The sequence below is a fragment of the Streptomyces sp. NPDC029014 genome (assembly GCF_055564695.1).
In genome coordinates this window covers 154,188-168,484 of sequence record NZ_JBVHVT010000004.1, presented here as the reverse complement: position 1 = coordinate 168,484, position 14,297 = coordinate 154,188, and the positions used below count along the sequence as shown (strand labels likewise).

General features: G+C 70.4%; 15 protein-coding genes. 3 read left to right on the top strand and 12 right to left on the bottom strand.

The features are described from left to right. Positions 1 to 112 precede the first annotated feature (112 nt). From ACZ4VL_RS03985 to ACZ4VL_RS03945, 9 genes are all read right to left on the bottom strand, one after another. On the bottom strand, positions 113 to 583 hold the full coding sequence (locus tag ACZ4VL_RS03985) for a VOC family protein (RefSeq protein ID WP_468195493.1): 471 nt from the start codon (positions 581 to 583) through the stop codon (positions 113 to 115). 93 nt (positions 584 to 676) lie between these two features. Continuing rightward, entirely contained in the window at positions 677 to 1,738 is a 1,062-nt protein-coding gene (locus tag ACZ4VL_RS03980; RefSeq protein ID WP_468195491.1) for a pyridoxal phosphate-dependent aminotransferase, read from the bottom strand. Further along, positions 1,735 to 2,133, bottom strand: a complete 399-nt coding sequence (locus tag ACZ4VL_RS03975) for a cupin domain-containing protein (RefSeq protein WP_468195488.1) — start codon at positions 2,131 to 2,133, stop codon at positions 1,735 to 1,737. Before ACZ4VL_RS03975 ends, ACZ4VL_RS03980 begins: the two co-directional genes overlap by 4 nt. Further along, positions 2,130 to 3,149, bottom strand: coding sequence for a class I SAM-dependent methyltransferase (locus ACZ4VL_RS03970; protein ID WP_468195485.1), 1,020 nt, complete (start codon positions 3,147 to 3,149; stop codon positions 2,130 to 2,132). Before ACZ4VL_RS03970 ends, ACZ4VL_RS03975 begins: the two co-directional genes overlap by 4 nt. Before the next feature lie 87 nt (positions 3,150 to 3,236). After that, the gene (locus ACZ4VL_RS03965) at positions 3,237 to 4,364 is read right to left on the bottom strand and encodes an NAD(P)/FAD-dependent oxidoreductase (protein WP_468195482.1); all 1,128 of its coding nucleotides are present in this window, start codon (positions 4,362 to 4,364) and stop codon (positions 3,237 to 3,239) included. After that, entirely contained in the window at positions 4,357 to 5,322 is a 966-nt protein-coding gene (locus ACZ4VL_RS03960; protein WP_468195479.1) for a cucumopine synthase-related protein, read from the bottom strand. Before ACZ4VL_RS03960 ends, ACZ4VL_RS03965 begins: the two co-directional genes overlap by 8 nt. Before the next feature lie 400 nt (positions 5,323 to 5,722). Then, the gene (locus ACZ4VL_RS03955) at positions 5,723 to 6,826 is read right to left on the bottom strand and encodes an NAD(P)/FAD-dependent oxidoreductase (protein ID WP_468195476.1); all 1,104 of its coding nucleotides are present in this window, start codon (positions 6,824 to 6,826) and stop codon (positions 5,723 to 5,725) included. A 333-nt stretch (positions 6,827 to 7,159) separates the two neighbouring features. Beyond that, the gene (locus tag ACZ4VL_RS03950) at positions 7,160 to 7,501 is read right to left on the bottom strand and encodes a VOC family protein (protein ID WP_468195474.1); all 342 of its coding nucleotides are present in this window, start codon (positions 7,499 to 7,501) and stop codon (positions 7,160 to 7,162) included. Then, the gene (locus ACZ4VL_RS03945) at positions 7,498 to 7,668 is read right to left on the bottom strand and encodes a ribbon-helix-helix domain-containing protein (protein ID WP_385804543.1); all 171 of its coding nucleotides are present in this window, start codon (positions 7,666 to 7,668) and stop codon (positions 7,498 to 7,500) included. The genes ACZ4VL_RS03950 and ACZ4VL_RS03945 overlap by 4 nt, the downstream gene beginning before the upstream one ends. Positions 7,669 to 7,747: 79 nt before the next feature. On the opposite strand from ACZ4VL_RS03945, the gene ACZ4VL_RS03940 reads away from it, so the two are divergent. Further along, complete coding sequence (locus ACZ4VL_RS03940) at positions 7,748 to 9,322, top strand: MFS transporter (RefSeq protein ID WP_468195469.1); 1,575 nt, start codon at positions 7,748 to 7,750, stop codon at positions 9,320 to 9,322. 96 nt (positions 9,323 to 9,418) lie between these two features. Here ACZ4VL_RS03940 and ACZ4VL_RS03935 read toward each other — a convergent pair whose 3' ends face one another. From ACZ4VL_RS03935 to ACZ4VL_RS03925, 3 genes are all read right to left on the bottom strand, one after another. Beyond that, positions 9,419 to 10,987, bottom strand: coding sequence for a PH domain-containing protein (locus ACZ4VL_RS03935; protein WP_468195467.1), 1,569 nt, complete (start codon positions 10,985 to 10,987; stop codon positions 9,419 to 9,421). Further along, positions 10,984 to 11,466, bottom strand: a complete 483-nt coding sequence (locus ACZ4VL_RS03930) for a PH domain-containing protein (protein WP_468195464.1) — start codon at positions 11,464 to 11,466, stop codon at positions 10,984 to 10,986. The genes ACZ4VL_RS03935 and ACZ4VL_RS03930 overlap by 4 nt, the downstream gene beginning before the upstream one ends. Positions 11,467 to 11,566: 100 nt before the next feature. Continuing rightward, on the bottom strand, positions 11,567 to 12,106 hold the full coding sequence (locus tag ACZ4VL_RS03925) for a hypothetical protein (RefSeq protein WP_468195462.1): 540 nt from the start codon (positions 12,104 to 12,106) through the stop codon (positions 11,567 to 11,569). A 167-nt stretch (positions 12,107 to 12,273) separates the two neighbouring features. Here ACZ4VL_RS03925 and ACZ4VL_RS03920 point away from each other — a divergent pair, with 167 nt between their 5' ends. Next, positions 12,274 to 13,602 carry a sensor histidine kinase gene (locus ACZ4VL_RS03920; RefSeq protein ID WP_468195460.1) on the top strand — a complete coding sequence of 443 codons (1,329 nt, stop codon included), beginning with the start codon at positions 12,274 to 12,276 and terminating at the stop codon, positions 13,600 to 13,602. After that, positions 13,595 to 14,230, top strand: coding sequence for a response regulator (locus tag ACZ4VL_RS03915; RefSeq protein ID WP_468195458.1), 636 nt, complete (start codon positions 13,595 to 13,597; stop codon positions 14,228 to 14,230). Before ACZ4VL_RS03920 ends, ACZ4VL_RS03915 begins: the two co-directional genes overlap by 8 nt. The last annotated feature ends 67 nt before the right edge of the window (positions 14,231 to 14,297 follow it).

Here is a 14,297-nt window from a genome sequence, read left to right as displayed (position 1 = left end):
TCCCCTCCCACTACCTCCCCGCCCCCCCCCCCCCCCCCCCCCCCCCCACCCCCCCCCCCCCCCCCCCCCCCCCCCCCCCCCCCCGGGCCGTCAGCAGGGCCGGTCGGCGGTGTCAGCCGCCGACCGCCTTGCGCATGTGCTCGGCGGCGCGCCGCTCGAACTCCTCGTGCGGCACGTCCTCGATGTGGGTGGCGATCGTCCACCGGTGACCGAACGGGTCGAGCACCTGCCCGGTCCGGTCGCCGAAGAAGTGGTCCTGGATCTCTCGCTGCGGCGTCGCACCGGCCTTCACCGCTCGGGCGAAGGTGGCGTCGACGTCCTCGACGAACAGGTACAGCGTGACCGGGGAGCCGCCGATGGCGTGGGGGCCGAGCAGTCCGGCCTCCTTGAGCTCGTCGGACAGCATGACGATCGTGCTGCCGATCCTGATCTGCGCGTGCATGATCTTGCCGTTGGGTGCGGTGGAGCGGGCCAGCTCCTGCGCCCCGAAGGCCTCGGCGTAGAAGGCGATCGCCTCGCTCGCGCCGTCCACGGACAGGTAGGCCGTCAGCTCCGCGTAGCCGTCCGGAATCGGATTGACCATTCTCGACCTCTTGGTTGTTCGGGTGCGGGTATCGGGTGTGGGGTGTCGGGTGTGGGGTGTCGGGTGTGGGGTGTCGGATGTGGGGTGTCGGGTCTACGCGGCGGTGATCCGGTCGAGTGCCGCGAGGAAGGTGCGCAGTTCGTCCTCGGTGCCGAGCGAGACCCGCAGGTGGCCGGGGTAGCCGAACATGCCGGTGTCCCGGACGAGGATCCCGTGCTCCTTCGCGAGTGCGTCCTGTGCCTCCCGGGAGGCGTCGACCCGTACGGCGACGAAGTTGGTCTCCGACGGCACGTACTGGTGGCCGCGCCGCTCCAGTTCCGCGTAGAACCACTCGCGGCGTTGCGCGGCGCCCTTGCGGATCCCGTCCAGGAACGGTTGGTCCGCCAGCGCGGCCAGGGCAGCCGCCTGGGCTACGCGGTTGACGCTGAAGGGAAGGACGGTCAGGGTGCGGCGGACTTCGGCGATGAGGTCGGCGGGGCCGACCGCGTAGCCGATCCGCAGGGCCGCCAACCCGTACGCCTTCGAGAAGGTGCGCAGCGCCAGCACCGGGGCGTCCCCGTCCAGGAAGTCCCGGGTCTGGGGCAGGCCCGGGTCGCTGAACTCCTGGTACGCCTCGTCGAAGACCAGCGGCACACCGCTCGCCCGCGCCGCGGCGACCAGGGCGGCGAAGTCCTCCTTCGCCAGGGCCGTCCCCGAGGGGTTGTGCGGGTTGCACACGTACCCGATGCCGTGCTCGGGCAGTGCGTCCGCGAAGTCCCCGATGTCGATGACCCCGTCGCGCAGGGGCCGGGCGACGGCTCCGCGGCCGATGCGTTCGAGGGCCTCCCGGTAGCCGGGGAAGGTTCCCGCGGTGACCAGGCCGGGCCGCGCGAGGTCCCCGAGGGTCAACGCTGTCGCCAGCACCAGTTCGTCGCTGCCGTTGGCCACGGCGATCCGGTCCTCGGAGACGCCCCAGTGCGCGGCGAGCGCCGTGACGAGGGTGTCCCGCTGCGGCGACGGGTAGCGGCTGACGCGTTCCAGTGCCCCGGTCGCGGCGGCGACCGCGGCGGGGCTCGCGCCGTACGGGCTCTCGCTCAGGTGCAGGCGCACCATCGAGTCCGCGTCGGGCACGCTGGTGTTGTAGACCTTCGGCTCCGGCCGGGCGGGCGCAGTCACAGGTCGGATCCCAACAGGATGCCGAAGCAGTAGCTGCCCACCGCTGCTTCCTTGGTGACGAACTGGTGGACGCTGCCGGCCGGGATGCGCATGACCGCCGGGGAGGTCAGCTCGTGGACCACCCCGTCGAGGTGGACCTCGATGCGGGCCTGGCCCGGAAGCGGCGAGACGAGGAGGTAGATCTCGTCGACGTCGTGGGTGTGCGGCGCGGCGACCGGCTTGTCGACGAGCGTGCTGAGCTCGCCGCCGGCGATCTGCACCGGCATGCCGCCGAACATGTCGCCGGTCAGGTAGAAGGGGGCGGGCTGGTGGTGTCCTGCGACCGCGAGCGGGATCGGCAGCTCGGACACGATCTCCGCGGTGGTCCGGAGGGTCTGGGTGGTCGGGGTGGTCACGCTGCCTCCAGGACGAAGAGGTACGTGTGCGGCGCGCCGAAGGGCACCGCGTTGCGCAGGCGCATGCCGCCCTTGTCGAAGAGCTCCTCGTACTGCTCGCGGGTGTAGATCGGGACGCCCATGAGGGCGTGCGCCAGTTCGAAGCCGCTGGAGAAGATCGGCAGGGTGCCGTCGCCGTTCCTCGGCCGGACGGTGGTGTCGCCCAGCAGGAAGGTGTTCGCCTTGGGGAACGCGGCGCGCAGGCGGGGTATCACCTGGTCGCGGCGCTGCGGGTCGACGAGCAGGTCGTGCAGGAACATGAAGCTCATCACGACGTCGGCCTGGTCGGCGCCCTCGACGCGGTGGTCGTTGAACAGGATGTCCAGCACGTCCGCGCACACCGGCTCGACGGTGCCGCGCAGCCCGTAGCGCTCGACGGTCTCCGCCCCGAGTTCGGTGGCGGACTTGCTGATGTCGATGCCGATCCCGCGGCTGCCGGGGCGTCCCTTGACCAGCCGGGAGACCCGCTCGCTGACGCCCGCGCCGAGGTCGACGAGGGTGGTGAAGTCGAGCCGGGCGATCTCCTGGTCCAGGAGGTGCCGCATGAGGGCGCTGTCGGCCTGGGCCGAGCCGAGGGCCACCATGCCCTCGTCGCGGTGCAGGTCGACGCCGAAGCGGCGGTCCCCTCGGGCGACGGAGGCGGCGTTCGCGAAGATGTCGTGGTAGCCGCCGACGCCCCAGGTGAAGAAGCCGATGGCCTGGCGGACGTCCTCGCCGCTGCGGGTCGCCTCGACGCGGTCGCCGCGGACGTCGACGTATCCGAAGGATTCGGCGCCGCTCACCAGGGAGCGGACGACGGCGGGATCGAGGTCGTTCTCCCGGCAGAACGCGGCGATCCCGACGGAGCCGTCGTCCTGGAGTCTCTGGAACAGTCCGAGGCGCTCCAGTGCGTGGAGCACGTGGGCGCAGATGAAGCCGTTGAAGGCGGTGTCGGGGTTCAGCGGCGTGGGCGCCTGGCCCTGCCACTGTTCAGTCAAAGCGTGTACCGGCGACAATCGTCTACACCTCTCAGGAATGCGGCGGGCGGGCCGCAAAGGCACCGCCCGCCGCGTGAAATGACCTGCTCAGAAGGCCTCGAGACGGGCCAGGTTGGTGGCGAGGGAGTACGGGGTGAGGTCGACGCCCGGCGCCTTGCCGAGGTAGAGGTCCCGGATGATCTGGCCGGCGAGGGGGGCCTGCGCCAGGCCGTGGCCGGTGAAGCCGCCGGCGAAGAAGATCCGGTCGTGCTGGCCGCTGCCCTTGCCGATGATGGCCGACTTGGTGGGCGTGACGTCCAGGGTGCCGGTCCAGGCGCTGTGCAGCTTGAGGCCGTCGAGCTCCGGGTACCACTTCGGCAGCTCGTCGACGGCGGCCTGGTACCAGATGTCGCGCAGGCCGTCCTGCTTGGAGATGCGCTCCAGGCCGACGAGGATCGACTTGCCCATGCCCATCGTCTTCAGCCCGGACACGGGGTGGAAGGTGAAGGGCAGGTTGTGGATGTCGCGGTCGGTGCGGAGCGGGTCGCTGTGCAGCAGCTCGGCGAACTGCCCCCACACCGGCAGGTCCAGGCCCGCCAGCTTGGCGACGTCGCCGCTCCAGGGACCGGCCGCGATGACGACCGCGCCGGCGGTGAAGTCGCCCATCGTCGTGGTGACCACGCCGCTGGCGCTGTCGATCCCGGTGACGGAGACGTGGGAGTACAGGCGGGCGCCGTGCTGCCGCGCGGCCTCGGCGTACCCCTGGACGATCGCCTCCGGCTTGATCCGGTAGGTCGCCGGGTTCCAGACCGCGGCCTCGATGGTGTCCTTGTCCAGCCACGGGTTGAGCTCGACGGCCTGCTCGGCCGTGAGCATCTCCACCGCGGCGCCGGCCTCGCGGTGGTCCGCCAGGTCGGCCTCCAGCTCGGCCGCCTGCTGCGGGCTGGTGAGGATCGTCAGCAGGCCCAGGTCCTCCAGGCCGACGTCGACGCCCGTGGTCGCGGCGAACTGCCGGAAATCCGCGAGGCTGCGCGTCGCGAGCTCGGAGTCGTGCGGCTTCCGGGGGAAATAGGTGCGGAAGGCACGGGCGGTCTGGGAGGTGGTCCGGGACCCGAACTGGTTCTTCTCGACGAGCACGACGTCAACGCCCGCCTTTGCGGCGTGGTAGGCGATGGACGTGCCGATCACCCCTCCGCCGATGACCAGCATTTCCGCCGTGTTCTTCTGCTCAGACATTCGCACCCCTCGTAATGGTCGGACGGTAGGTCCAGTTGTCGCCTTCGATGTCCCACGGGAACAGCTGCAGGTTCCAGGCACCGAGCGCATTCACGTACGTGGCCATCTGCGCCATGAGGGCGACGAAGTCCTCGCGCGTGGTGATGACGTCGAATGCGGCGACCACTTCCTTGGTGATGTCCCAAAGGGTGTTCATTCCGGTGTAGCCGAGGAACTCGGTCGGCTTCACGAGCAGGATCTTCGCCAGCTCGATCAGCGAGGAGAGCGGCATCTCGATGTTCCGGCCGGCCCGCACGAGGGTCGTGTAGTTCACGTATCCCAGCGGACGGGTCTCGCCGTTCACGGCGACCAGGGTCGTGAGGACCGAGTTCTTCGTGCCGGCCCCGGAGGTGCCGCGGGACTTGCCCTCGTGGATGTCGAGGAGTTCGTCGGTCGGGTCGACCAGGACCCGCTCGGTCTCCGCGGCGATCCGCTCGACCAGCCCGCGGAGCTTCTCGTTGCCGACGTCGACCCGCTTCACGCCGTGGCCGGCCGGGCCGTCCACGCGCCGGACGTGGGCGATGATCGGCTCGCCGTTGCCGTACACGGACTCCCAGATCATCTGCCCGATCTTGGGCAGCTGGTCGACGTCCTCGGGCACGACCTGCCCGATGGGCGAGGTCGGCATGGGCTCGGTGAGCTCGCCGTACTTGATGGTCAGGTGCTGCACCGGGGAGAGGAAGACCGTGCCGTTGGGCTGGATCTTCCGGTTCACCTTGTAATCCGGGACCGCGTGGAGCAGATCGTGGGCCGGCGGCACGTGGTAGAAGCAGTCGCCGGCCACGAGGGCGTGACCCTGCAGGGTCTTGTACGGCAATGACGCCCAAAGCGGCTCGACGAGGTCGGAGTTGCGCCCCTCGTCGAGGGTGACACGAACCTTGGCGCCGATGGGCTCCCAGGCGATCTCAATTTGTCGCATTGTACTCCTATCTCCTGCTATTCGGCCCCTGTCGCCCAGGAGAGAGCGCATGACAGGTTCCAGGGAGTTGGATACCGACAACGGGCTCGATGCCGTCGCGAATCGAATATAGGGATAGAGGCCGTTCGCCCGATCGACAGGCTTGATTTTTCTGTCAAATCCGAGGTTCTGTGTCACTTCAAGCCACGACCCCATTTAGGGAATACCAAATTCCGGCACCGCCGCAACGCTGCCGGAATTATTCGTTCAGGTAAATGAGAGGTAAAGGATTCCCCATGTCTGCTGGTCACATCCGGGGCGGCGCCCTCGCCGGAGCAACCCGGAAACGCAGCAGGGCCGCCCACGGTGAACGGTGGGCGGCCCTGCGGCCGAGCCGGCGGTCAGGCCGGATCGCGTGCGGTCACACCTCGTTGGCGGCCAGCGAGAACGGCGTGATGTCGACGCCGGGGTGCCGGCCGAGGTGCAGGTCCCGGACGATCTTCCCTACGGCGGGCGCCTGGCTGAGCTCGTGCCCGGTGAACCCGGTGGCGAAGAGGATGCGTTCGTGCCCGCCGTCGGCCCGGCCGACGATCCCCGACCTGGACGGCGTGATGTCGAGGGTTCCGGTCCACGCACTGTGCAGGGTGGCGCCCCGCAGGCGCGGGTACCAACGCCCCACCTCCTCGGTGGCCTCCCGCAGCCAGATGTCCCGCATGCCCGGCTCGGTGGAGAAGCGCTCCAGCCCGACCAGGAAGGACGGCCCCATCCCCATCGTCTTCAGCCCGGCCCCGGGGTGGAACGTGAACGGTGTCGTGACGACCTCTTCGCCGACCGGGTCGGTGCGGAACAGCTCTGCGAACTGGCCCCACACCGGAAGCTTGAGGCCGGCCAGCTCGGCGACCTCCCCGCTGCCCTGCGCGTCCGCGATCACGACGGCTCCGGCGGTGAAGTCGCCGGCCGAGGTGGCGACACGGCCGGTGGACGCGTCCAGCGCGGTCACGGTGACTCCGGTGACCACGCGCGCACCGTGCTTGCGGGCGCCCGCCAGATAGCCGCGGAGCACCTCGTCCGCCCTGAGGCGGATCATCTGCGGGCACCAGAGCGCGAACTCGACGCCGGCCGGATCCAGCCAGGGGTTCCGTTCGACGGCCTGGGCGACGGTCAGCTGCTCCAGCCGGACGCCCGCCTCGCGCTGTGCGGGCAGCTCGGCCTCCAGTTCGGCCGCCTGCTCGGGGGTCGTCGCCACCACGAGCATTCCGGTCTCGGCCACCTCGAGATCGATCCCCAGGGTGCTGCCGAACGATCGGAAATCGGCCAGACTCCGCACGACCAATTCCGAGTCGTACACCCGTCCGGGAAAATACGTACGAAATGCGCCGGCGGTCTGGGTCGCGGTGGCGCCGGCCTGATCCCGCTCGAGCAGAACGACGTCGACACCCGCTGCGGCGCAGTGATAGGCGACGGAGGCCGCGATCACCCCGCTGCCGATGACGACCAATTCCGCCGTGTTCTTCTGATCGGACATGCGCAATCTCCCGTGACGTGGCCTACCCGCGTCGGCCCGCACCCCGAACGGCGGAGGTACGGGGGTGTTCGTTCGGCCGATGGGCTGAATCAGCCGAAATCATGGGGAGCCGCTGTGAACCGGCCAAAGAATCGTGGCGCACATGTGTCAGGTCGACCGGCACGGCCGCCGAGTTGACGGATCATCCGTCAACTCGGCGGCCGGCGCGCCGGGGAGGCGGAGCATGGGGCGCATGAGGCAGCCTGCGTCGATCGACCGACCGGGGTCGCGGGAGGACCGCCCGCGGAGCCGCGGCGACAGGGGCCGCCGCGGCCGGTCAGTGCTGCCGTGGCGTCACTTCTTGGGCGCCTGCAGGCTCCAGATGCGGCCGTCGGGGTCGCGGACCTTCATCTCCTGGGTGCCGTAGTGGGTGTCCTCGAACGGCTGGACCACGTCGAGGGACGGGTCGGCGTCGAACTCACCGGCGTCCGCGACCCGGAGCACGACCTGGGCCTCGGGCTTCTGGTCCTCGGGGACCTCGGCGAGCAGGACGTACGCGCCGTTGCCGTTGCGGAGCATCCCCGACCCCTCCTCGGTCGAGAACTCGACGTTGTAGCCAAGCGCCTGGAGGAACTTGGCCGCCTTGCCCCAGTTGTGGGTCTCGAGGTAGACGCCTTCGATACCTTCGGTGGTCATGCCTGCTTTCCCTTCGAGTGTTCCTGCTCTTGGTCGGCGAGATACGTGCGCAACGCCTCGGTGACCAGTGCCGAGAGCGATTGCTCGTTCTCAATCGCATGGTGCTTTATCTGCCGGATCAGATCCACCGGCAAGTAGACGTTGAACTGCTTGACTTCTGCACGCATGCTAGCATGCTAGCATGCGCCGATTCCTTGAACCACGTTTGTATGAACGCGAGTTACGAGCCGAGGAGGGCTCCGAACAATGAAACGCCAATGGTGGACGCTGATCGTGGTGTGCGCCGCCACGTTCATGCTGCTGCTCGACGTCACGATCGTCGCAGTCGCACTCCCGGACATCCAGCAGTCCCTGCACGCGAGCTTCAGCGGCCTGCAATGGACGACGGACGCCTACGCGTTAAGTCTCGCGGCGCTCCTGCTCACGTCCGGGTCCCTCGCCGACCTGTACGGCAGGCGGCGGCTGTTCCTGATCGGCCTGGCGGTCTTCACCGCCGGATCGCTGCTCTGCGGCATCGCCCAGGACCAGCTGACGCTCGTCCTGTCGCGCGCCGTGCAGGGGGTCGGCGGCGCGATCCTGTTCGCGACCTCGCTCGCCCTGCTCGCCGGCGCCTTCCAGGGCCGTGAGCGCGGCGCGGCCTTCGGCATCTGGGGTGCCGTCGCGGGTGTCGCGACCGCGCTCGGCCCGGTGCTCGGCGGTGTGATCACCAGCGGGATCAGCTGGCGCGGCATCTTCCTGGTGAACCTGCCCATCGGCATCGCCGCGATCGTCATCACCCTGCGCCTGGTGGACGAGTCCCGGCCGCCGCGCGCCTCCCGGGTCGACTGGCTGGGCATCGTGCCGCTCACCGTGGGTCTGTTCAGCCTGGTGTACGCGCTGATCAGGGCCAGCGACACCGCGTGGGACGACCAGGGCGTACTGATCTGCTTCGGCCTGGCGGCGGTGTTCCTCATCGCCTTCGCGGTGATCGAGTCGCGGGTCTCCGAGCCGATGTTCGACCTGTCGCTGCTGAAGACCCCGACGTTCCTGGGCGGCTCGATCGCGGCGTTCGCGATGAACGCCTCCCTGTTCGCGATGTTCATCTACATCGTGCTCTACCTGCAGAACGGCCTCGGCTTCAGCGCGATGGGCACCGGCATCCGGCTGCTGGTCAGCTCCGGCTGCACCCTGGTCGCGGCCATGGTGACGGGCCGGGTGATGAGCCGCGTCCCGACCAAGTGGCTGATCGGCCCGGGCCTGGTCGTGGTCGGCATCGGCCTGCTGCTCATGCGGGGCGTGACCGCCGAATCGGGCTGGACCCACCTCATCCCCGGCTTCATCGTCACGGGCATCGGCGCCGGCATGGTCAACCCGCCGCTCGCCTCGACCGCGGTCGGCGTCGTCCAGGTGTGGCGCGCCGGCATGGCCTCCGGTGTCAACCAGACCTTCCGCCAGGTCGGCATCGCCGTCGGCATCGCCCTGTACGGCTCGATCTTCACGTCGTCGCTGCACGACTCCCTGCGGGACGGGCTCTCGGGCGTCCCCGCGCTCCAGGGGCGCACCGACCAGATCGCGGACGCCATCCGCATGGGCGCCCCCGAGCGGGCGATCTCCGCGGCCCCCGCGGAGTTCCACGAGCAGGTGCGGACCGCGGCCCACGCCGGCTTCGCCACGTCCCTGAACGACCTGCTGCTCGTCAGCGGCATCCTGGCGCTCGTCGGCGGTGTCCTGGCCTTCGCCCTCATCCGCGCCAAGGACTTCGTTCCCCAGGGCCCCCCTGGCGGCGGCCCGGGCCGCCCCCCGTCCCAGCCGCAGAACACGGAGGCCTCCCCGGCCCGCTGACGGTCCGGACCTCCTGACCGCGCCTCACCCGAGAACAGCACTGCACCCGACAGGCCCGTCGGGTGCAGTGCTGTTTTCCGTACCGGCTCCGGCGGTTCAGTTGGAGCCGGGGGCGTGGCGGCGGTGCTGTTCGAGGAACGGGGCGAGCAGGCCGGGGACCGCTTCCTCGGCGAAGGCGAGGCCCTCCGACACCGACACGTCGCGGACCTTGTAGACGCCGTTTCCGGCGGCCGTGGCCGCGCCGAGGGTGAGCAGCCCCGCCCGGCGCTGGAAGAACGAGCGGGTGATGGACCAGCCGATGATGCCGTCCCGCTGGAGGGCGACGGTGCGGCGGTTGAAGGTGCCCGCGCGGGTGACCAGGTAGTGGCCGTGGAGGGCGTGGCCGAGGCTCCGGTAGGCGTCGAGGGCGAAGGCCGCGCCGACCGCCAGCAGGGCCAGGCCGGTGATCCAGCCGGTGTGCACGAGCACCGGCGTGAGCCACAGCCCGGGGCCGATGAGGACCGCGGCGACCAGGGCCGCGTACATCAGGGCGCGGTTGAACCTGCGCCGCAGGGCGGCCCGGGGGTGCGGTACGAGCACCGCCTCGGCCGTCGGGGAGGTGGCCTCGCCCAGGACGTCGGCCGCGATCCGCTGGGACAGGGCCAGCGGTACGGCGGGGGTGAGCCGGCTGCGGCTGCTGTTCTCGTCCTCGTCGCCGAGGCCACTGGCGACGGCCTTCAGCCGGGCGCCGCCGGCCCAGCGCAGCAGCAGCGGTTCGGCCACCTCGGCCCCGCGCAGGCGCTGCTCCTCGATGCTGACGGAGCGGGTGATCAGCAGGCCGCGGCGGATGCGGAGCATGCCCGCCTCGGCGCGCTCCAGGCGGTAGCCGCCCCATCCTTCGATGAAGGTGACCGTCGATCCGACGATGCCGATCAGAACGATGACGACGAGCGTCACCAGGATGCCGAACCAGAGGGGCACGGAGCCGAAGCGGTCCGTCAGGTCCTTGACGATGCCGAGTTCCAGCGGGTCGATCTTCATCTCGTGCAGCGTGCGGTAGGTGCTCGCGACGGCGATGAAGACACCGCCGACGCCCCAGACCGTCAGCGGCGCGTACCGCAGCCACGCCCAGTCCAGTTCGGCCATGGCGGCGTCGGCGTCGGCCCCGGTGGACGCGTGGCCGCGGCGGGCCCGCCGCAGTTCGGTCAGGTGCCGGCTCAGCGCCGTCGCGTCGCTGACGCTGAGGCCGTCCAGGGACAGGCCGCCGGCCTCGGAGCCGCCCTGCTCGCCGGTGCCGACCTTCAGGGAGGTGAGGCCGAAGATCCGGTGCAGGGGGTTGGCGGTCAGGTCGACGCTGCGGATGCGGTCGACGGGCACCGAGCGCTGGCTGCGGAAGAGCAGTCCCTTGTGGAGCTCCACCCGGTCCTCGGTGACCCGGTACCGGGTGGTGATGAGCCGCATGATGCTGATGCCGGCGATGACGAGGCAGGTGATGAAGAAGGAAGCGAGCGTGATCAGGGCCTGGAGGTTCGGCTCGCCGCCGGTGAGGACCGAGGTGGCCGCGAACATGGCCACCGGGGCGGCCATCACGCTCAGGTTGACGAGGATCAGGCGGGGGTTGAGCCGGCCCCAGCCGTCCTGCCCGGTGGTGTCGTCCGAGCTCTGCACCGAGGCGTCGCGGGTCACGTGGCGTCTCCCGGCACGACCTGCACGGTCCGGGTCAGGTGTTCCACGAGCCCGGTGGCGACCTGGTGGTCCAGCCCGTTGATCTTCACGGCGCCCGCGGAGGAGGCGCTGGTGACGGTGATCCCGGACAGCCCGAACATCTGCTGGAGCGGGCCGCGGAGCATGTCCACGGTCTGCACGCGGGACAGCGGGACCACGCGCCACCGCTGCCAGAGCCATCCGGAGGCGGCGTAGACGGCGTCTTCCGTCATCTCCCAGCGGTGCACCCGGTAGCGCCAGAAGGGCATGACCGCCATGTACAGGAGCCCGGGTACGAGCGTGGTGAGGAAGAGCCAGCCGAACACCGGCCGCGCCGGCGGGATGCAGAGGTAGAGCACACCGAAGACGAGCGGAAGCGGCAGGGCGAACAGCGACGACTGGAGGGTCCACCAGCCGATCGCACGGCTCTCGACCCGGTTGCGGGGCGGCCGGAGCCTCAATTCATGGTTGTCTAGCACTGCTTCACCCAAATTCCTGGAACGATCTCAAAACCTCGGCGGACATCGGTCGGGTCGGCGGTCGACCCGTATCGCACTGCTCTCAGTTCGCCCTCCCGTCCCCGTCGGCGAGCGGCGCGGTCGCGGCCCGTACGGCGCGCAGCCGCGACACCACGACCGCGGTCCTGGCCACCACCATCGACAGCGACATCACGGCGAGGGCGCTCACCAGCACCTCGCTGCCGCTGAGCTGGAAGTCGGCGGTGAACCGGCTCATGCGTGCCCCGTACCAGTGCTCGCAGCCGTAGGCGAAGAGGATCTGGAGGCCCGACAGGAGGACCCAGACCACCGCGTGACCGATTCCGCCGGTGCTGCGGACGTCCCCCGCACGGTCCCGGTGGGCGGTGAGCTGAGAGGCCGCGACCAGCCCGCAGATGCCCCCCGTGCCGAGGGCGGCGAGGTGCAGCGAGGGGTCGTTGCCCGCGGTCGGGAAGGAGTGCACGCAGGCGCCGATGACGACGACCGCCGCCAGTGTGGGGCCGGCGATCCGCGCGGCGGTGATCCGCCGGTTGCCGGAATCGGTCGCGAGGATGACGGCCAGGATCGTCCCGCAGATGATGACTGCCGTCGTGAACTGACCCACCTGACCGGCCCCGCCCTTTCCGTACTCCCCCGACATCCCGTGCGGCGGTGCTCCCTCCGCTGCTCCCACGGTAGGCGGGGGGTCCGGGCCGCCGGGACGACCGATCGGTGGGACCGGCTGTCAACCGATCGACGGACAGCGTCAGCACGCGTGGTAGGACTGGTGACGTGCGCATACACACTCAGGAGGAGGCCTCCCGCTCCCCCCGGACCCCACGGCCCACACGGTCCCCGCTGGCGACCGCGCAGTACGGCCCCGAGTCGGGGAGCCGCTGGTTCGGGCTGTGGGACGGCTACTTCGCCATCTCCTACCTCGTCACCGTCGTTCTGCTGTTCACGTCCGAAGAGGACCAGGTCCACCGGGCGTTCGCCATCGGTGCGCTGACCCTGATCGTGCCCTGGTACGCGGGTGTCGGCCGCCGACCCATGATCCTACGGACCAAGAGCCGGCGGAACATGGTCTTCTGCGCCGGGCTGTTCCTGCTGTTCGCCTCCTCCAGCACGCTCGACCTCGGGGGTGCCTTCGCGCTGTTCGCGGTGGTCCCCATGCTGATGATGAGCCTGCCGATGCCGTCCGCGATCGTGCTGGTCGTCCTGGCCAACCTGTGGCCGCTGATCGTGGTGTGGCTGCGGGGCGGGCAGTTCGACCCCCACATCATGTCGGTGCTGCCCATCTCGCTGCTGGGCATCGCCCTGTCGGTGCTGCTCGGGCTGTGGATCACGCGGGTGGTGCAGCAGAGCACGGACCGGGCCGTGCTCATCGACGAGCTGCGGCTCAGCCGGGAGCGGGAGGCCCGGCTGTCGCACCAGGCCGGCATCTCGGCCGAGCGGGAGCGTCTGGCCCGGGAGATCCACGACACCCTGGCGCAGAGCCTCACCAGCATCATCAGCCTGGTGCAGGCGGCCGAGTCGGAGGTGGTGGCCAATCCGGAGCGGGCCCGCTCCCGGCTGGGGCTGGCCGGCCGGGTGGCCCAGGACAGCCTGGCCGAGGCGCGCACCTTCGTTTCCGCGCTCACTCCGCCGGCGCTGCGCGAGAGTTCCCTCGTGCAGGCCGTGCGCCGGCAGGCCGACCTGCTGATGGAGGAGACGGAGCTGACGGTGCGGTGCACGGCCCGGGGCGCGGAGCAGCCGCTGCCGATGGCCGTCAACGTGGTGCTGCTGCGCTCGGCGCAGGAGGCGTTCGCCAACGTCCGCAAGCACGCGCGGCACGCCCGTAGGGTGGAGGTGCTGGTGGCGTACGCGCCGGACGAGGTACGGCTCGTGGTCCGCGACGACGGCGCGGGCTTCGAGGCGGACGCCGTCCTGGCGGACGTTCCGGAGGACGGCCGCGGCGGCCGGCAGGACGGCGAGCGGAACGGTTACGGGTTGCGCGGGATGCGGGCCCGGGTGGAGGAGATCGGCGGAATGGCAGAGGTCAGCAGCAGCCCCGGCACGGGCACGGTCGTCGAGGTGACGGTGCCCCTGGCCCCGGTGGTGCAGGAGTCGGCCGGTGAGTGAGCGCGAGCCGATCGGGGTGCTGCTCGTCGACGACCACCCGGTGGTCCGGGAGGGCCTGTCCGCGATGCTGGAGCTGGACGAGGGGATCCGGGTCCTCGGGCAGGCCGGCTCCGGTGAGGAAGCGGTGCCGCAGGCCGCCCGGTTGCAGCCGGACATCGTCCTGCTGGACCTGCGGATGGGCGGGATGGACGGGGTGACGACGACCGGGCACATCCTGCGGGAGTCGCCGCGGACCAAGGTGGTCATCGTGACCACGTACGAGGACGACGCGGACATCCTGCGGGCTGTGGAGGCCGGTGCGGCGGGCTATCTGCTGAAGGGCAGTTCACGCGAGGAGCTGGTGCACGCGGTGAAGGCGGCGGCGCGCGGCGAGACGGTGCTGACGCCGTCGTTGGCCCCGAAGCTGTTCCGGGCCGCGCGGGTGCCGGAGGCGCCGGTGCTGTCCGAGCGGGAGCGCGAGGTGCTGCAACTGGTCCGGCAGGGCCTGACCAACGCGGACATCGGGCGGCGGCTGTTCATCAGCGAGGCGACGGTGAAGACGCACCTGCTGCGCTCGTTCAAGAAGCTGTCGGTGTCCGACCGTACGGCGGCGGTGATCACGGCGCTGGAGCGGGGCCTGCTGTCCTGACCGGGACACCGGTACATCGCGGTTGGGTTCCGATCAGGACTCCGGTTGGCAACGAATGCCCAGCTCA